13 protein-coding genes are annotated in these 18,104 nt (G+C 64.0%); 3 read left to right on the top strand and 10 right to left on the bottom strand.

What is annotated here, in order from left to right; genetic code table 11:
- Positions 1–49: 49 nt before the first annotated feature.
- The 3 genes from GA615_RS09720 to GA615_RS09730 form a co-directional block, all read right to left on the bottom strand.
- Complete coding sequence (locus GA615_RS09720; RefSeq protein WP_152051089.1) at positions 50–2,926, bottom strand: hypothetical protein; 2,877 nt, start codon at positions 2,924–2,926, stop codon at positions 50–52.
- Between the two features lie 8 nt (positions 2,927–2,934).
- Complete coding sequence (locus GA615_RS09725; RefSeq protein ID WP_152051090.1) at positions 2,935–3,732, bottom strand: protein-L-isoaspartate(D-aspartate) O-methyltransferase; 798 nt, start codon at positions 3,730–3,732, stop codon at positions 2,935–2,937.
- An 86-nt stretch (positions 3,733–3,818) separates the two neighbouring features.
- Positions 3,819–5,303: a DUF1501 domain-containing protein gene (locus GA615_RS09730; RefSeq protein WP_152051091.1), complete on the bottom strand. Its 1,485-nt coding sequence runs from the start codon at positions 5,301–5,303 to the stop codon at positions 3,819–3,821.
- A 264-nt stretch (positions 5,304–5,567) separates the two neighbouring features.
- Here GA615_RS09730 and GA615_RS09735 point away from each other — a divergent pair, with 264 nt between their 5' ends.
- On the top strand, positions 5,568–6,362 hold the full coding sequence (locus tag GA615_RS09735) for a DUF2231 domain-containing protein (RefSeq protein WP_161602255.1): 795 nt from the start codon (positions 5,568–5,570) through the stop codon (positions 6,360–6,362).
- A 35-nt stretch (positions 6,363–6,397) separates the two neighbouring features.
- Here GA615_RS09735 and GA615_RS09740 read toward each other — a convergent pair whose 3' ends face one another.
- The 6 genes from GA615_RS09740 to lexA all read right to left on the bottom strand — a co-directional run bounded on the left by GA615_RS09740 (position 6,398) and on the right by lexA (position 13,326).
- On the bottom strand, positions 6,398–7,180 hold the full coding sequence (locus GA615_RS09740) for an amidohydrolase family protein (protein ID WP_152051093.1): 783 nt from the start codon (positions 7,178–7,180) through the stop codon (positions 6,398–6,400).
- A complete protein-coding gene (locus tag GA615_RS09745; RefSeq protein ID WP_235905278.1) occupies positions 7,177–7,938 on the bottom strand; it encodes an amidohydrolase family protein in 762 nt (253 codons plus the stop codon). The genes GA615_RS09740 and GA615_RS09745 overlap by 4 nt, the downstream gene beginning before the upstream one ends.
- Positions 7,939–8,143: 205 nt before the next feature.
- Positions 8,144–11,020 carry a DUF1553 domain-containing protein gene (locus GA615_RS09750; protein WP_152051095.1) on the bottom strand — a complete coding sequence of 959 codons (2,877 nt, stop codon included), beginning with the start codon at positions 11,018–11,020 and terminating at the stop codon, positions 8,144–8,146.
- Positions 11,021–11,063: 43 nt separating this feature from the next.
- On the bottom strand, positions 11,064–11,894 hold the full coding sequence (locus GA615_RS09755; RefSeq protein WP_161602256.1) for an endonuclease/exonuclease/phosphatase family protein: 831 nt from the start codon (positions 11,892–11,894) through the stop codon (positions 11,064–11,066).
- A gap of 108 nt (positions 11,895–12,002) precedes the next feature.
- Positions 12,003–12,548: a ribonuclease HI gene (gene rnhA / locus GA615_RS09760; protein ID WP_152051097.1), complete on the bottom strand. Its 546-nt coding sequence runs from the start codon at positions 12,546–12,548 to the stop codon at positions 12,003–12,005.
- 160 nt (positions 12,549–12,708) lie between these two features.
- Entirely contained in the window at positions 12,709–13,326 is a 618-nt protein-coding gene (gene lexA / locus GA615_RS09765) for a transcriptional repressor LexA (protein ID WP_152051098.1), read from the bottom strand.
- A 314-nt stretch (positions 13,327–13,640) separates the two neighbouring features.
- On the opposite strand from lexA, the gene GA615_RS09770 reads away from it, so the two are divergent.
- Together GA615_RS09770 and GA615_RS09775 are read left to right on the top strand one after the other, a co-directional pair.
- Positions 13,641–14,441: a PIG-L deacetylase family protein gene (locus GA615_RS09770; RefSeq protein ID WP_152051099.1), complete on the top strand. Its 801-nt coding sequence runs from the start codon at positions 13,641–13,643 to the stop codon at positions 14,439–14,441.
- A 97-nt stretch (positions 14,442–14,538) separates the two neighbouring features.
- Complete coding sequence (locus GA615_RS09775) at positions 14,539–15,489, top strand: hypothetical protein (protein WP_152051100.1); 951 nt, start codon at positions 14,539–14,541, stop codon at positions 15,487–15,489.
- Between the two features lie 7 nt (positions 15,490–15,496).
- Here GA615_RS09775 and hrpB read toward each other — a convergent pair whose 3' ends face one another.
- A complete protein-coding gene (gene hrpB, locus GA615_RS09780; RefSeq protein ID WP_152051101.1) occupies positions 15,497–18,073 on the bottom strand; it encodes an ATP-dependent helicase HrpB in 2,577 nt (858 codons plus the stop codon).
- Between the last annotated feature and the right edge of the window lie 31 nt (positions 18,074–18,104).

The following is an 18,104-nucleotide window of genomic DNA, read 5'->3' on the forward strand; positions in this document are numbered from 1 at the left end:
GCATCACTTTCGAACACACATTCCATGAAGCCCGACTGCCTCGCCCCACTCAGGGCGAACCGACGGCGAGCTCCCAGTGAAGGTAACCCTCCCGGCGATCGAGCACAAATCGAAGGCCGTTGCTGGTGGCGGCTCCCTTGACTTCTCCGATGCGACGCCCGGCGCTGTCTAGGGCGAAGAGGGTCACCGGATCGTCTCGATTCCAGGTGATTGAGGCCCGAATCGGCTCGACTCGGAGCGGGGGACGCCCGGGATCAGCCACCTCGCGTTTCCAGTGATCGACCCAGGTCAGTCCGGTCGGTTGCACGCGAGCCACCGCGGTGATGAGGAACCGATCGGCCTCGGCGATCGGCTTGCCCAAGACGGTCGAGACGACGACGGCTCCCAGGGCATCCTCGGATCGAATCGAGAGGCCGTCGCGAGAGGCGGCGGCTCCCTGAAGCAGCCCGGCCACGCCGATGGTGTGAGGAGCATCGATGGTGAAGCGACCTATGCGATGGTCCCAGGTTCCGGGCATCCCTGAGGTGTCGGCCCTGGCGGTGTTTCGGAGCAGCAGCGCCGAGGCGTGGGGAAGCAGGCCAAAGACTTGCGGGTTTCCGTTGACAACGCCGGGCAGGACGAAGACATCCTGACCACCCCCGGTGCCCGAAGCCGCCGCTCCCCAGGGGTCCGGCAGGCGACTGACTGCCCGGCGGACCAGGGCATCCCACCCTTCGGCCCTGGCCAGAGCGCTGACCAGGAGGAGATCCGGACCCTCAAACGGTAGGGCCCAGGCCCCTTCGGTATACGAGGCATACTGGCCGACCACGTACGGTCGATCGGGAGCACTCTTGGCATTGGCCAGGGACGTGAGTTCATCGGTCGGGCGTCGGATCAACGAACGGAGCTCGGGTGCGGCGAACCGAGGGGGTTGCCAGAACAATCGATCGTCGATGAGTGTGAGGCCTTCGGCCCGCTGAGCCGCGGCAAACTCAGGCTCTCGGCGGAAGTGAGAGGAGCCGGCAATGGGCACTCGAAGGCCGATCGCTCGGAGGTCGTCGGCCAGGCCCGACCACTGCGCCGCCTCGGTCACCTGCCAGAACGGCCGCCCTGCGCGACGATCGGTCCGAGCCCGTTCGCGGAGGGCCTCGGCCTGGGCGGGGGGAAGGGCGTCGGGATCGTCAATGAGGTTGAACAGCGAAAGTTCCCCGGCGAGCGTGACCCAGGCAAGGACCGGATCGTCTCGCAGCGCCAGCCCGGTCTCGGGATTGACCCGGGTCAGCAGTGCCTCGGCCAGTTGTCGTGTTCGTTCCCGGAGCGTCGGGTCGAACGCGGCAGCGGGGCCGCCTCCCGGAGGAAGGGCACGACCTTCGACAATGGGATCGTCGGCTCGGAAGCGAGCCTGACTTTGCAGGGTGAGGGCCACATAAATCCCGCGCTCCTTGAACGCCGCGATGAACCGATCGAAGTCGGCCAGGGCGAGCGGGTCGAGCGATCGGGTGTTGTTGGCGGCATCATCAATCAGGCTGCCCCCGGGACCAAACGGGGCATCCAGGTCGCAGAGATTGACGAGGTTGACACCGGATCGCGCCAGCCGATCGGCGAGTGCCTCGATCTGATCGGGTGAGGTGAAGGGCAAGGGGGGCATCAGGGAGACGCCGAAGAACCGAGCCGGAGTGCCGTCCTCAAATTGGAGCTGTCCTCCCTTTGCCGAGACAAAACCATGAGTGCCCGCGGGAGTGTCGAGCAGGCTGGAGAAGTCGAGTGCCGAGCCGGGCTCGATCGTCTCGGCCACGGGGTAGGGGGGCCAGGCATCTCCTCCGCCATCGACATGGAACGGGGTCCAGGTTCGAGCAACCAGCAAGCCACCTTCCCCAACGACCTCAACCTCATCGACCTGCAGGGTTCCTCGACGGTCGAGTTTTTCCAGTTGAAGGACCGCGCGCGAGGCGGCTGCCGGGACCCGGATCACCGACCGATCGACCCGCCAGGGGAACGACCCTGCCCACCGAACCGCCCGAGCACTTGAGGCCGCTCCCGGAAGGGGGCGTCCGTCGTCTCCGAGGAAGAAGACCACGGCCTGTGCGCCTCCTGCCCCTCGCAAACCATTGCCGCGTGCCTTCATCGAGATGGCAAGACCATCAAGTCCTCGAACGGGAAGCCCGATCGGCGCCAGGGCCAGGTCGCCCGTGTTCGAGAGTTCGATGGCCGCATCGGGACCATGACCCGGATGGAGTCTGCGAGCGTTTCCTTCGACGATCCAGTGATCGGGCGTCAGGCCACCGAGTTCGAAGCCACTGTTGACGATCAGGTTGGTGGTCGCCTGTCCCCCCACGGGTTCCTGCTCGATGGTCAGGCCGTCGATCTCAAGCGTGCCGGTCCCGCCCAGGAGGCCGACGGTCATGATGGCGTCTCGCGTGGCGGTCGGGACCGGAACGCGAGTGACCCAGCGGACCCAACGACCTTCGGGCAGGGTATCCCAGGGACCGAGAAGCCCCCGAGAGGTCGATCGGAGGTTCTCGTCGAGCAGGTCGATCAGGAGGGCCGGTTCCTCGCCGATCCGTTCGCCCGGCAAGAGGCGATCGCCGATCCGTCGCACCCAGAGGCCAAGGATCAGGGCGTCGGTCTGGCGACCATCGACCCCGAACCCTCGGCTGATCCGGGCCGGTTGGGAGGGTTGATCGGCCTCAAATCGCAGCAAGGTCGGGCCAACGATGCCGCCTTCAGGAACGAGGGTCGCATCCCGCAGGTTGTACCACCCATCGGGGGTGCCGTCGCCGTCGGTGTCCGTCTCGAAGTCATCCAGGGCAGGGGGACCAGGACGGACAATCAGCGTCTCGGCATCCTGGGCGAGCAACGCTCCAGGCATGCCGATCACCATCGTGGCCAGGAACCTGACGATCCCCTGGAATCGTCGACCCGAGACGTTCTCAAGCAAAGAAATCATGAACTGGCTCACGGGACGTTCGGCTCCGGGGCTTCGCCTCGTGCGCGACGTTCGGCAGCCTCTCGCTGGGCGCGGCCGGTCATCGGTACAAAGAGGGTCGGTCGGACCGCATCGCCCACGAGCTTGCCGTCGATCTTGTCAAAGACGTAAACCTTTTGATCAAACCGCGAGCCGATCGGGATCACAATGCGTCCCCCTTCCTTGAGTTGCTCCACCAAAGGGGGTGGGATCGACTCTGGAGCACAGGTGACGATGATCTTGTCGAACGGGGCTGCTTCGGGCCATCCGAGGTATCCATCGCCGTGGCGAGTATGGATGTTGTCGTACCCGAGTTCCTTGATGACCTTGGCCGCCTGCGTCGCCAAGGGCTCGTGGATCTCGACCGAGTAGACCTCGGCGACGAGCTGGCCGAGGATCGCCGCCTGGTAGCCCGATCCGGTGCCGACCTCGTAGACGATGTCCGTCGGTACCGGCTTCAATACGTCGGTCATGAAGGCCACGTCGAAGGAGGCGGTGATGGTTTGCCCCTCACCGATCGGGATCGACTCATCTTCATACGCGAGCCGCTGGTATGCCTCGGGCACGAACTTGTGCCGGGGGACGGTGCGGAAGGCGTCGAGCACGCGATCGTCCTTGATCCCACGTCCATCAAGATGCCGCTCGACCATGCGGGCCCGAGCTGGGGCGAACGGATCGGTCGTGTCGGCGGGTTCGTCCGACCGGGCGCCACCTGCGAAGGCGAAGGTCAGGCAAATCAGCAGGACGCTGCGGGTTCGATGGATGTGGCGATTCCTTGATCTGGGCATGATGCGGCTCCCCTCCCTGTGGTTCAGGATGACTCAGCATTGTACGGGGCGATCCTCCGTGGGTGAAGCGACTCGCCCGCCACGACTCAGGCGAGGATCGACTGGAGTACCTGGCCGTGAACGTCGGTCAGCCGACGGTCGAGCCCGTTGTGGTAATAGGTGAGTTTCGTGTGATCGAAGCCGAGCAGGTGGAGGACGGTGGCGTAATAATCCCAGACGGTGACCGGATCAACCTCGGCGCGGCGGCCGAAGGGGTCGGTGGCGCCGTGCGAAGCGCCGCCGCGGACGCCGGGGCCCATCATCCAGCAGGTGAAGCCGTCGGGGTTGTGGTCGCGGCCGGTCGTACCCTGTTGATGGGTGGGCATGCGGCCGAACTCGGTCGTCCAGAGGACGAGGGTTTCATCGAGCAGGCCGCGGGCCTTCAGGTCGGAGAGCAGGGCGGCGGTCGGCTGGTCGAAGATGGGAACGTGGCGTTCGTAGTCAGGTTTGAGGGTGCGGTGAGCGTCCCAGTTCAGGAGGCCGTCGACGCCTGAGGCACGGCTGGCGCAGTAGAGGTTGACGCATCGGACGCCGCGTTCGAGCATCCGGCGGGCGAGCAGGCAGTTGCGGGCGTAAGCGGCCTTGAGCGGGTTCGGGTCATCGGTGCCATAGAGGCGATGGATCGAGGAGGGCTCGGAGCCGAGGTCGGTGACTTCGGGGGCCGAAACCTGCATCCGGCCGGCCAGCTCGTAGGCGGCGATCCGGGCGCGGAGTTCCTCATCGCCGGGGCGAGCGTCGGCATGTCGGGTGTTGAGCGTGTTGAGGAAATCGAGCGTGTCGGCCTCGGTTTCGAGGGAGATGTCGTCGGGACGTTCGAGGTTTCGGATCGGCTGGTGATCGGCCAGGACGATCGCCTGATGTCGCGCCGGGAGAAAGCCGTTCGACCAGTTCGCCTTGCCGTTGGGGGGCTCGCCGCGCACGTCGGGCAGGGCGACATAGGCGGGCAGGTCCTCGTTCTCTCGACCGAGTGCATAGCTGAGCCAGGCCCCGGTGGCGGGGAAGCCCTCGGTGTCGTGTCCGGTGTTCATGAAGACGCAGCCGGGGCCGTGGGTGTTCGTCTTCGAGGTCATCGAGTGGACGAATGCGATATCGTCGACGTGTTTCGCCAGGTGCGGCAGCATGGATGAGATCATCTTGCCGCTCTCGCCCCGAGGGACGAACGGCCAGGGGCTGCGCATCAGGTTGCCGTTCTTGCCCTGGAACGAGAGGAAATCTTCCTCGCCGGGTAAGGGATTGCCGTGGCGGCGTTCGAGCTCGGGCTTGTGTTCCCAGAGGTCGAGGTGGGAGACGCCCCCCGGACAGAAGACCTGAAGGATGCGTTTTGCCTTCGCCGGGAAGTGGGTCATGCCCTGACCCGGAATCCAACGAGCAGAACGATCGGCATCATTCGATCGCGCCGAGAGATCCTCCGCGAGCAGACCCGCAAGGCCGATGCCCGCCAGCCCGCTGAACGCGTTGCCGAGAAACCCGCGCCGGGACACGACTCGACCGAGCAGCAATCGGGCTCTCTCGTCGTCGCTGGGGAAGGACATGGCGGCGACTCCTGCACCTCAGGAAGTGATCTCGGTGGATTGCCTCAATCGTGGAAGACCTGATGATAACCGCTCTCAGGACAGATCGCACGAGGGATGGTTCGGCGTTCACGCTTGGCAAGTGAGTTGCTGTCTCATCTCGGACGAGTCTCGGTGTCGGCGATCGGCACGGAGCCGATCGGACGCAAGATGACTCGAATTTCGAACGGGAGGAACCTTGACTGCACGAGGTGTTCTCCCTCCACACGATCCGAGGAACACCCGATGCGCAGTCGAGCCCATTTCAAGACACACCCGATTCATCCCATGCTCATCCCGTTTCCGATCGCATTCATTATGGGAGCGTTCGTCTTTGATCTTGTTGGTCGGCTCGGGGGTGGAGCAGCCTGGTGGACGACGGGAGGATTCCTGAACCTCGGGGCGCTAATCACAGGTCCGCTGGCCGGAGTGTTTGGATTCATCGACTACCTGTACGCGGTGCCTCCACGCAGCTCGGGGAAGAAACGGGCAACGAATCACATGATGATCAATGTGGGGACGTTGGCGGTTGTGGCGGCATCGTGGTTCTTCCGTGATCTGAACGACTGGCAGCCAGGTTGGCTGGTCGTGGGCCTGGAGGGGATTGCCGTCGGGCTGGTGATGTGGGGAGGTTGGCTGGGCGGAACGCTCTCATTCCAGAACCAGATTGGAGTCGACCACCGGTATGCAAACGCGGGTCGATGGTCCGAGATCGCCGTGGACGCGAAACCCGGCGAGCCGGTCACGGTGGCGAAGTCCGACGAGCTTGAGGTCGATCAGATGAAGCTGATCCGCCTTCCCGATGGCAAGCGCCTGGTGCTGGGAAGAACCGAGGCGGGCTATGCTGTCTTCGACGACCGATGCCCTCACAAAGGAGGTTCGCTCGCCGGGGGGCTGATGACCTGCGGTGTGGTGACATGCCCCTGGCACGGCTCGCAGTTTTCGGTCAGGGACGGATCGGTCAAGGTGGGGCCCGCTCACTCTCCGATTGAGACCTATCGCGTGGAGCAGTCCGCCGGCGAGATTCGGTTGACCCTCTGACGGGACGGGGCAGGAGCCTGAGAAGATCGACCGGCTCAAGAGATGGGAGGATCGAGCCACTCGGCGGCGTTTTGATAAAGGAGCTGGGCTTTCAGAACGTCGTCGGGGGCAAGGACCTCGATCTTGGCCAGGGCGGGATCGGGGTACTGGAAGGGCATGCCGGTCCCGAAGAGGAGGCGATCGGGGCCGAGGTTGGCGATGAGGGTTTCGACCTCGTCGTTCAGGTGGACGTTGAGCAGCGAAATTTCGATCCGATAGTTCGCGGGCAGGCCGTTCTCTGGCTGCCCGAGAACCGAGCCGGTAAAGCCTCGGCCGTTGACGAAGTGGAACCGGGCCTTCGGCCGGGCGGCCACGAGGTCAGCCAGTTCGGTCAGAGGCACGTTGGGAACGTCGACGAGCCAGCTCCGTTGGCGAGGGTCTTCGACACGCATCGGGATGGAAATGATCATGCCACGATCGGTAGCCCGATCGATGAGGTCGAGACAAAGACCTGACATGAGTTCATAATTGTGCCACTTGGGATAGAGGCGAAGGCCGCGGAAGCCCAGGTCGATGCAGGAGGCGAGGTCGTCGGCCCAGCCGGCATAGGCGGGGTTGATCACCGCGAACGGGATGAAACGATCGGGGTGGTGGGCGACCTCGGCGGCGAGGTCGGTGTTGGCCGGGTGGGGGTTCCGGTAGGTGATGGCGGCGGCACTGGAGACGATGGCGCGGTCGATCCCTCGGGAGTCCATGAGCGTGAGCAGTTGGTCGGCCGCCTGATACCGGAGGTGTCGGAACGCAAAGGGGCCGAGATAGGCGTTGACATCGATGATCATGAGGCTCGCCGTTGCAGAAGTGATCGCATGTTCGTTCCAAGGATTCGAGTCTTGGCCTCGTCGTCGAGATGGGCTGCCCGGATGCGGCCGACCCCGGCGGTCATCGACATGTCGCAGCCAAAGAGCAGCCGATCGACACCGAGGACCTCCGCCGCCATCTCGACAACGCCGTCGTCAATCACGCTCCCACTGAGGTCGAGCATGACGTTCGGGGCGTGTCGCAGGGACTTGATGGTCCATTCCCAGTCGCCACCACCACAGACATGAGCGCAAATGAGCATGGCTTCAGGATAGCGTCGGGCGAGCTCGGCCAGGTGGCCGCCATCGGAGATGAGGGGTTGCTCCGGAGGGACGTAGTGCATGTGTCCGGCGTGGTGAAGGATCGGGACACGAAGCTCGATGGCCAGCTCAATGATCGGGACCACGACAGGATCGGTGCAGCGATGTTCGTTGTACAGTTTCACACCGATAAAGCCGCGGTCCTCGACGCATCGGCGGATCTCATCGATCGCCTCGGCCTGATGGCCAGGATTGACGTAGGAGTATCCCAGCACACGATCGGGAAAGCGGTTGATGGCCTCGGCTACCCAGGCATTGCACTGTCGGAAACCTTCGGGAGTCGCCGGGCGCCGGGGAGTGAGCATCGAGCAACAAAGCTGATCAATTCCGAGCCGGTCGGCAACCTCGATCAGATTGCGATCCCGCCGTTCCCAGTCGTCCTGGCTGTGATGGTGGAGGTGAGCATGGCAGTCGATCACGATGTCTGTACGTTTTGGAGGTTCGTGCGCTGAGGTAAGGCGAGGGGTGTGCTTTGATGCGCCGACGACTGCGAGGACGGAGCCCTGGAGGAGCGACCTTCGGGAAATGCGTGGAGCGGAGTGATCGTCGGGTGGCATCGGCTCGTCCTGTGAGTTCGCGTGCCAGGGTGGCGTGTCGTGTTCGTCGGTCCCTTGGTTTGCAAGCTCAGTCGATGTAAATAAACTCGTTCGTGTTCAGCAAGGCTCGGCAGAACGCATCAAGACCGTGACGATCAATTAATACGAGAGAAGACGATCGCTCGGCTTCCTCTGGCACTCGCGAGAACGCAAGCGCGAAGGCCAGGTCGACCTGAGCGGCCGGGTCGTCGCCGCCTTCTCGGCGGAGGCGATCTGCGAGCGCCGAGGCCATGTCGAGGGTAAAGCGGTGATTGAGCAGGGTCAGGGCCTGGAGCGGGGTGGTGGTGGCGTCGCGGCGGGGGGCGGCGGAGGCGGGGTCGGGGCAGTCGAAATCGGTCAAAACATCGACCCGCATGGCCCGGGCGTTCTGGTGATAGACTGCTCGGCGATAGGTCTCGGGGCCGGGATCATCGAGCGGAACGTAGGTGGCGACATTGTCCTGGATGTATCGGTAGAGACGGAAGCCGGGTCCTCCCATCGTTGGATCGAGGGCACCGGCGATCTGAAGCGTGGCATCGCGAACCTCCTCTCCGGAAAGCCGGCGGGCGGGGTACCGCCAGAGTAGGCGAGAGTCGCCATCGAGGGAGGCGGCCTCGGGACGATAGGCTGAGGATTGCTGATAGGCCTGTGAGGTCATGATAAGGCGATGCAGTGGTTTCAGCCGCCAGCCTTCGTCCAGAAGCCGGAGAGCCAGCCAGTCGAGAAGCTCGGGGTGAGTCGGACGGCCCCCCATCACCCCGAAGTCGCTGGGAGTGTCGACGATCCCCGTGCCGAAGTGGTAGTGCCAGAGGCGATTGGCCAGAACTCGGGGGGTGAGGGGGTTGTCCTCGGCCACGATCCAGCGGGCGAGGGCCAGCCGGCGATCGGCCTCGGGGGCATCGAGCGGAAGGGAAAAGCTGGATTCGAGCCCCGAAAGGGCGGAGAGACTGCTGGCGGAGACCGGATCGCCCCGGCGCTGGGGATCACCGCCGATCAAGAGATACGCAGGCTCATCTGGCTGTCGGAACGATCCGACCCACCAGTTCGGCAGGGGCTCGATGGCGGCCAGCGCCGCATTCGCCTCGTCTCGTTGACGGGCGAGGCTGGCGAGCTGGGCGAGGTCGTCGGTGGTGGCTTCACGATCAAAGAGCCGCTTCTGGCGGTGGGCCTCGTTGACGGGGAGGCGGTCGCGCGAATTGGCGACCTCAACCCACGAATCGCCGTCAGAAGAAATCTCGATGCGATACTCGCTCACGAACGTCGCTTCGCCCAGCCCTGCCGCGGCACCGGCCTTGTCGCTGCTGAACCAGACGCGGTCGATGGTTCGGGTGTCTGCCAGGCGGATCGTTAAGGTCGTGCCGCCTGAGATCCATCGGGAACCGAAGCGGCCATCGATGGTCAGGTCGGCGCTGTAGGCATCGGCAAAGTCTTCGGCAACGCGACTCGGTCCATCGGCCTGGCCACCATTGGCGGCGAGGGCGACGTTGCGGGGTGCTTCTCCGGCGGTCCAGACCTCGAATTCTTCCAGGCGGCAGCCGACCGGCTGATCCGGGTTCGTGTCGAGCCCCTCGATGATGAGACGAACAAAGCGGGCCTCGACCGGCTCGAAACGTTCCTCGGTTCCAGTTCGGGAGACGGTGGGGCGGGTCCAGGAGGCCTCGATCTCGGCGGCACTGGCCTCGGCCCGCGATCGGATCGCCTCGCGGAGTGAAGCGATTTCGGCATTCAGGTGGTCACGCTCGGCGATCAAGGGGGCCCGACGTTCGGCGTCGAGGCGGCGCTGTTCCTCGGTGGCGACGACTCGACCGCCGTGGTGGACGCCGGCGACCGCAGACGAGAAGGCGTAGTAATCGCGCTGGAGGATGGGGTCGAACTTGTGGTCGTGACAGCGGGCGCAGCCGATCGTCAGGCCGAGGAACGATTCGCTGGTCGCGCGGATCATATCGTCGAGGGCATTGGCCCGGATTTGAGCGGCCTGGACCGGGTCCTGATTCCCGACATCGTCGTAAGGGCCGCAGACCAGGAACGCGGTGCCGATCTCGCGGTTCGGATCGCCTGGACCGATCACGTCGCCGGCAAGATGTTCGAGCACCAGGCGGTTGAAGGGGACGTCGTCATTGAAGGATCGGATGACGGCGTCGCGGAAGGGCCAGACATTATTGATCAAGACGTTGCGCTCGTATCCGTTACTCTCTCCAAAGCGGACGACATCGAGCCAGTGACGGCCCCAGCGTTCGCCGTAATGGGGAGAGGCGAGCAATCGGTCGATCAGGCGTTCGAAGGCATCGGGGGCATCATCATCGAGAAAGGCTTGAACCTCCTCGGGGGTCGGCGGCAGGCCAAGCAGATCGAAGGTTGCCCGACGGATCAAGGTTCGTCGATCGGCAGGAGGTGATGGAGTAAGCCCTTCCTCGGCAAGCCTGGCGAAGAGAAAGCGGTCGATCGGATGAGTTCGCCAGGCTTCAGGGATTGCCGGAGGGTTTGGGGGGGCAACCGGAGCGATCGGGCGGAAGGACCACCAGATCGAATCGTCATCGGGTGACAGGACGAGCCCTTTGGGCCAATCGGCCCCTTCGGTGATCCAGCGACGGAGCGTGTCGACCTGATCAGGGGTGAGCGGGTCACCCTTGATCGGCATGCGGGGGCGTTCCCCCTCGGCCTCGGGAGTGACCAGAGTGAGCAGATCGCTTGCGTCGGGATCATCTCGATCGAGGTATGCGAGATCAATGAGATCTTCGCTTGTTGTGAGATTGATTCCACCCTTGCGATTGTCTGGCGAGTGGCAGGAGAGGCAATGCCGTTCGAAGATCGGGGCGACATCTCGCACAAAGTCGATCGACGGCCGATCGTCACCAGGATCAGGAACCGAGGTCAGAAGGAGTGTGGCCCAGGTCCAGCAGGCGATCGAGGTGGCGACCGTCGTCATGAGAAAGTTCCTCTGCGGTCAAAGGGCGATCCGAGGAGGGCCGTCACGGAGTCGTCGGCGATCCGGCTGTTTGCGGGAGCCAATCGAGGATGAGCAGGATGGGACGATGGTCCGAGGCCTCAGGAGCGTCGAGAACGCGAACCTCAACGATCGACCAGCGATCGGCGGGAGTGACGAAGACCTGATCAAACGCGGCCCGAGGGGCGTTGGCCGGGACGGTTGCCTGAGCCTCAGGGCTGGCCGGAGTCCATCGGTTGCCGAGCTTGCGGACGGCCGAACTGGTGGGGCTCGTATTCAAATCACCGGCGAGAACTGCAGGAGGGGAGTCGAGGCTGTCGGGCATCGTGGCGAGCCAATCGGCCGCAGCGAGGCGGTTGCGATCGTCTTGACGATGATCGAACTGGGTACTGATGAGTTGGATCGTTGGCCCATCGTCCGACACCGAAATCGTTGCGTGCAGCGCTCCACGCGGCTCACCGCCCGCGGGAGCGGGAAGCAGGTGATTCTGATGCTCGGTGATTGGGTAGCGAGACAGGACGGCGTTGCCGAACGATCCACCGAGAAACTCGAAGTTCTCACCAAAGGCGTGTTCCATTCCAAGCCGACCGGCAAGCAACTTCGCCTGATCGAGTCGTCCGGTCCTGGCCATGCCGCGATCCACTTCCTGAAGCGCGACAAGATCGGGCTCCGCGTTCCGAATCACCGAGGTGATGCGGTTCAGGTCGATCCGAGCGTCGATTCCCTCACCATGATTGATGTTATAGCTGAGAATCCGAAGCCGGATCGGCTCCTCGGCCTTGCCTGGAAGGGCAGAAAGAAGGAAACCAAGGAAGACGATCGGCGCAAACCAGAACCGGGGAATCTGATCGAACACAATGGGCCTCCGAAGAATCGACGGGATTTCTCGATGATCCCGGACTCCCGAGGCGTCGTCAAGAATGGAGGACCGATTGGAGCGGGAGACACCCGAAGGAAAATCCTGTCAGTCGAGTCGGCCGGCGGCGGTCAGCGACTTGATGGCCGCGACGGCGAGGCGATCGACGGCCTCATTCTCGGGATGGCCGCGATGACCCAGGACGTGCTCGACCCGAACCTCGTGAGCCGCCACGAGTTCATCGATCCGACGCCAGAGATCTTCGTTGCTAACAGGTTTGAACTGACCCCGTTCCTTACGTCGCCAACCGTTGCGTTTCCAGTTGGGCATCCACTCGGTAATTCCCTTGGCGACGTACTGGCTATCGGTGACGAGGGCGACGGAGCAGCGGCCTTGAAGGCTTTCCAATCCTCGGATCGCCCCCATCAACTCCATGCGATTGTTGGTGGTCCGGGGCTCGGCGCCCGAATCGCAACGAACGGTTCCGCTCGCGGGGTGTCGAAGCAAAAACCCCCAGCCGCCAGGGCCGGGATTCCCACTACACGCCCCATCGGTAAACAGTTCGACAAATTCCTCCGGAGCCTGAGGATTCACCGCGTTCGGATCGGTCGAGATGGTGACCAGGTCATCCGAGGAGAGTGCGAAGGGGACCATCCGTTTCCTCAACGCCAGACGAAAAACAAGACGAGCGAACTCGGAACACGATCACAATTCGATCGCCAGGGACCGAGGATAACCTGCGGACCTCGGCGCGGACAGGCGAATCCGGTCGATCCGCTCCGAGGTCGGGATCAGTGGGGCGGGTGGGAATCAATCAGTACTTGCGAACAACACCGACCAGGACGCCGAGGATGTTCACCTTGGTTCGGTAGATCGGCTTCATGGCGCTGTTGGCAGGTTCCAGGCGAACGCGGTTCTTCTCCTTGAAGAGGCGTTTGAGGGTCGCTTCGCCGTCGTCGTCCCGGACGGCGACGATCTGGCCGTCTCGGGCGGTCTCGGCTTTCTTGATGATCACATAATCGCCGTCGGCGATATGTTCCTCGATCATCGATTCGCCGGTGACCCGAAGGGCGAACTTGTCGTCGGTCCCTTCCCAGTCTTCGAAGTCGACGACCTCATCGGCCTGTTCAATGGCCTCGATGGGGGCACCGGCGGCGATCCGACCGAGCAAGGGAACGCCTCCACCGCCGGATCGAGGGGCGGTTGCCGACTCTTGAAGCAACTGAATGGCCCGAGACATGTTCGGTTCTCGGGAGATCAGCCCCTTCTTTTGAAGAGCCTTGAGGTGGCACATGACCCCGTTGGGACTTTTAATCTCGAAGGCTTCGCCGATTTCCCGGACGGTTGGGCCGTAGCCTCGGCCGTGGATCTTGCTGCGAATAAAATCGTAAATCTCGCGCTGGCGAGGAGTCAGGGAGTCGAGATCGGCCATCGCTAATGCCTCCACTCGCGAAAAGGGGCGCGTCCTGCCAGGATCGTTGAGGCCGGTCGGACCGTCCTTGCGCCCGCGAGGGGGTGGCGGCGATCACGACAAAGCGTGTGGCAGCGACCACGACACGGACGATCACCAACTGAGCCTTTGAATGGCAAGTGTACAATGGTCGTCTAGCGCACGCGAGAACATTTTCCCGATTTTTTTACGGGGCCTTACAGGAATCTCTGGCGTCCCTGTCGAACATCAGTCAGGATCATGGGAACACGACGGCTTATGCCGTCTCTCACGCCTTTCGGAGTTGGACCTCAATCATGGCCGAAGCACCGGTTCGCGTCCTGGCAATCCATGCCCATCCGGACGACATCGAATTTCAGTGCGCTGGCACGCTTGCCCTTCTCGGGAAAGCGGGTTGTCATCTGACCCTCGCGACGATGACGCCTGGGGATTGTGGTTCGGTCGAGCACGATGCCGAAGCGATTGCCGCGATCCGGCGCCGAGAAGCGAAGGAAGCCGCGGATCTGCTGGGGGCCGGCTATCATTGCCTGGAGTTCCGCGATCTCTCGATCTTCAACGACGATCTGTCGCGCCGACGAGTCGTCGAATTTCTGCGGAAAGTTCGTCCCGACCTGATTCTGACGGCTCCCCCGGCCGATTACCTGGCCGATCACGAAGCCACGCACTTGCTGGTTCGCGATGCGTGTTTCATCGCTCCGATCCCCAACTATGCGACTCGGCAATGGGAACCGGCCCCGGCACTTGATCGAATTCCGCATCTCTATCTGGTCGATCCGATCGACGGCCGTGATCGTGACGGCAACCCGGTGACCCCGCACTTCTCAGTAGATATTACCGAGTTCTGGAGCCTGAAGCAGCAGATGCTCGAATGCCACGCGAGCCAGCGGAACTGGCTGATGCGTCAGCACGGCATCGACGAGTATATGAGTATCCAAGAGAAGTGGTCCACGCACCGAGGCAAGGAAATCGGTGTTGCCTATGCCGAGGGGTTCCGTCAGTACACCGTGCATCCCTATCCCCACGAGAATCTGCTGCTGGAGTTGATTGGCCAGGATGGGCGGGGGAAGGCGACGGCTCCGAGAGATACGCTCGGATGATTGTCTCGCACGAAGATTGAAGGTAGCGAAACTCAAAGCGAGATGCCCGGGAATCGAGGGCTGACGGATGATCGGGGCGTGGGTCTTTGGGAGTGTGATGAGCGTTCTGCTCATTCAGGAGCCGGAGCCCGCGTCCGCTCGGATCGAGTTCGAGGAGATTGTTCGACGATCGCCGGTGGTCCTCTCGGTCGACCCTGAGATTTCGAGGGTCGAGCTTCGGGTGAGCCTCACGGTGGCGGGCGTGGCGATTTCGACGCGGGGACTGTTCCGGACGTCCGGTGACGTCGTTCTGATGGTCGTCGATGACTTCGATACCACTCCCATCGCCTGGTCCGATGGCAAGACCGTGACGGTTTACGACCCGATCGGTCAGCGCCTTCTGCGGGGAGCGACCGCGGGTGTGGCGGTTCGGATGCTCCAACTCGGTGATCAAGGGACGCTCGACATCATCGTCTCGGCGACTCCCGAAACTCATGATGAGCGGATGGCCGAGCAGGGAGGACCTTTCCTGTTCGATCTGCGATCGATCGTTGAGGCGGATCGCAGGGAGCGAAAGGATGCCGAACGCGCCCCGGACGGATCGATCCGGACGCAGATTCTTGCCCCGTCTGGCCAGCGACTCGATGTCACGATCGACGAGGTGGCCGGCTCAACGCGATGGACCGCCCGATCGGTTCCCAGGGCCGACGGCTCGGCCGTGACTCTTTCGGTCCTGGTCAACGGTCCCCCCGAGGATCGGCTGTTTGAGCGTTCTCGGACGCGTCCCGTGATCGCAGGGCTTCCCCTGGTCGAACGTGTCAATGCGATTCGACCCGGGGGTCGAACGCCGGGGGAGAGACTCTTGCCGTTCGAGGACCTGGATCAAGTTGTGCGTCAGGTTGTTGAGGCTCGGGCCGCGATTCGACAAGAGAGAAACCGCGATCCGCTCACCCCGATCATCGGTGACCTGGGAACGCAAGGAGGACGGCTCTTACTGCAGGATCAACGGGCCGCGGCACAGCTTCGAGCTTTCTGGGGGATCACCTCGGGCGGTGACGCGATTCCATAAGCTCGACTTAGGAGCGGCGGCGCCCCCCCTTGGCTTCAGGGGCGGCGGTCCACGGGTCGTCGGGCCAGGAATGGCGGGGGTATCGGTTCCGCAGATCCTTGCGAACCTGGTGGTAGGTGGTCGTCCAGAAGCTGTGGAGGTCGTCGGTTACCTGGACCGGGCGGAAGTTCGGCCCGAGCAGGTGGAGCAGGACGGGCACCCGGCCTCGGGCGAGTCGGGGAGTCTCCGCGAGCCCGAACATCTCCTGAAGGCGGACGGCAAGAACCGGGGGGCCTTCGGCGTCGTAACTGAGCCGGAGCCGGTTGCCGCTTGGTACGAGAAGGGTGTCGGGAGCCTCGGTGTCGAGCAGGCGAAGCTGATCCGGCGTGAGACGCCCCTGGAGCAAGGGGACAAACGCCGATCGGCGCACCTCGTCCTCGGTGCGCTTGCCGAGGCAAGCGAAGCGGAGGACCTCGGCGTACGCTTCGGGCTCGAACTTCGGGAGATCCAGGTCTGGAAGGGATCGACGGAGAAACGCCAGGCGGTCGAGCCATCGGGCGGCGGATTCGTCCGCGCGGAGCATCGCCTCGGCGCGGGGTGAGAGGGCGTCGGCAAGGGCGTCGGCCGCGCGCTCGGGGTCGATCGAACCGGTCGGGGCTTCGCGGAGGGAGAGGTCGTGATAGGTCCTGGTCGTCAGGCCGACGACGCGACCGGAAGCGGGGTCAAACCGAACCACCTCGGATCGTTGGAGGGCGTCGGGAAAGGACTCCTGAAGCCAATCGGGCTCGATGGCGCTGGCGATCCGAACCCGGAGTTCCCGAGGTCCGGATCCTCGCCGGTCGTCTCGGGCATCGAGTGCCACGAACAGCTCGGCCTCCTGAACGGCCGATTCCGGGTCGAGTCGGAGCCCTCCGCCGCCGACCATTCGGGCCGTGGGATCGCCGGGGCTTCGGCGTCGGGCGACGCGATCGGGATAGGCGAGCAACACGGAGCGCAGCAAGGCGGATTCGGGGTCACTCGTGGTTTGAGGAGATTCCGGATTGATCACCCGGCGGGTGACTCGAATCAGGTCGTCTCGAACACGGACGACCGTTCGGGCGACCCTGGGATCAACTCGAGGATCGATTCGACCACGGGCGAAGCCATTGCGCTCGGCCTCAGCGAGGAGGTCGATCCGGACGAGGAGATCGGAGCGGGAGTGGACCTCAGGCGATCGGTCGCGGCGATCGGAGCTGCGAGGAGACGCAAGAAGGTCCTTTTCCGAAAGCAAGGCTGCCGCGGTGGCTCCCAGTTCCAGGGCTCCACCATCCGCGGCGGCGAGGATCAGGCGAGCCAGTCGAGGATGAACTGGAAGCGCGAGCATGGCCTCGCCAAGGGGAGTGATCCGGCCGGACGATGGATCGATCGCCCCGAGTTGCTTGAGCAACGCCTCGGCCGCCGCGAGGCTGTCGGGGTCGGGGGCTTCAAACCAGGAGAAGGCAGGGAGGTCGCCGGCCCCCCAGGCATGGAGGGTCAGCACTGTTGAGGAGAGGTCCACCCGATGAATTTCGGGAGGATCGAACGGGGCCATCCCGCGCGTCTCTCGCTCGGCCCAGAGTCGCACGCAACGGCCGGGGGCGGTGCGCCCGGCCCGGCCAGTGCGTTGGTCGGCCGAGGCTCGGCTGATCCGTCTCAGCTCCAGGCGATCGAGGCCGCGAGCCGGATCGGACGAGGCCTGGCGTGCAAAGCCGCTGTCGATCACCGTGCGAATGCCGTCGATGGTCAGAGAGGTCTCGGCGAGATTCGTTGCCAGGACGATCTTGCGGCGGGGGCATGGCGCCAGAGCCCGATCTTGCTCGATGCTCGACAGGGAACCGTGGAGCGGGAGCACCTCAATTCCGAGACGATCCGCCGTTGGAGCGAGGGCCTGAGCGGTTCGGCGTATCTCCTCGGCTCCGGGAAGGAAGACGAGCAGGTCGCCGGGGTCTTCGGGATCATCGAGCATGTCCCGGACGGAACTTGCGACACGATCGGGCAGGGGAGTGCCGTCGGACGGGCGATATGAGAGGGCAACGGGGAACCTGCGCCCTTCGACCGAGACGATCGGGGCATCGAGAAACCGGGCAACGGGTTCGGCGTCGAGCGTGGCCGACATCACAACCAGGATCAAGTCGTTTCGGAGCGCGTCCCGGACCTCTCGGAGCAGGGCCAAGGCCAGGTCGGTATGGATGCTCCGTTCATGGAACTCGTCGAGCACGACCGCGCCGATCCCGTCGAGGCTCGGGTCGTTCAGCAGGTGACGGGTCAACACCCCTTCAGTTACCACGCGAAGACGGGTCCGTGGGCCAATCCGACGCTCGAAGCGGACGAGGTAGCCGACTTCCTCGCCGAGGCTCCCGCCGCGTTCCTGGGCGATTCGAGCAGCCGAGGCCCGCGCGGCCACCCGTCGCGGTTGAAGCACCATCAGGTTGGGATGGTCCGGATCAAGCAAGCCCGCGTCGAGCAGGGCGGGTGGTACGCGGGTGGTCTTGCCCGCGCCGGGCTCGGCGACGAGCACAAGCGATCGATGCTGTCGAATCGCGTTGAGGATCTCGGGCAAGCGCGAGTCGATCGGCAGGGGGAGCATGGGGGCGGGTGTTCGGAAAGAGGTGGGGGAA

The organism is Tautonia marina (assembly GCF_009177065.1).
Taxonomy (GTDB): domain Bacteria; phylum Planctomycetota; class Planctomycetia; order Isosphaerales; family Isosphaeraceae; genus Tautonia; species Tautonia marina.

Excerpts from the sequence above, each read along its gene's own strand:
- GA615_RS09735 (WP_161602255.1), top strand. The coding sequence starts at position 5,568 with ATGCGCAGTCGAGCCCATTTCAAGACACACCCGATTCATCCCATGCTC.
- GA615_RS09750 (WP_152051095.1), bottom strand. The coding sequence starts at position 11,020 with ATGACGACGGTCGCCACCTCGATCGCCTGCTGGACCTGGGCCACACTC.
- GA615_RS09725 (WP_152051090.1), bottom strand. The coding sequence starts at position 3,732 with ATGCCCAGATCAAGGAATCGCCACATCCATCGAACCCGCAGCGTCCTG.
- GA615_RS09730 (WP_152051091.1), bottom strand. The coding sequence starts at position 5,303 with ATGTCCTTCCCCAGCGACGACGAGAGAGCCCGATTGCTGCTCGGTCGA.
- rnhA (WP_152051097.1), bottom strand. The coding sequence starts at position 12,548 with ATGGTCCCCTTCGCACTCTCCTCGGATGACCTGGTCACCATCTCGACC.
- lexA (WP_152051098.1), bottom strand. The coding sequence starts at position 13,326 with ATGGCCGATCTCGACTCCCTGACTCCTCGCCAGCGCGAGATTTACGAT.
- GA615_RS09720 (WP_152051089.1), bottom strand. The coding sequence starts at position 2,926 with ATGATTTCTTTGCTTGAGAACGTCTCGGGTCGACGATTCCAGGGGATC.
- hrpB (WP_152051101.1), bottom strand. The coding sequence starts at position 18,073 with ATGCTCCCCCTGCCGATCGACTCGCGCTTGCCCGAGATCCTCAACGCG.
- GA615_RS09770 (WP_152051099.1), top strand. The coding sequence starts at position 13,641 with ATGGCCGAAGCACCGGTTCGCGTCCTGGCAATCCATGCCCATCCGGAC.
- GA615_RS09740 (WP_152051093.1), bottom strand. The coding sequence starts at position 7,180 with ATGATCATCGATGTCAACGCCTATCTCGGCCCCTTTGCGTTCCGACAC.
- GA615_RS09775 (WP_152051100.1), top strand. The coding sequence starts at position 14,539 with ATGAGCGTTCTGCTCATTCAGGAGCCGGAGCCCGCGTCCGCTCGGATC.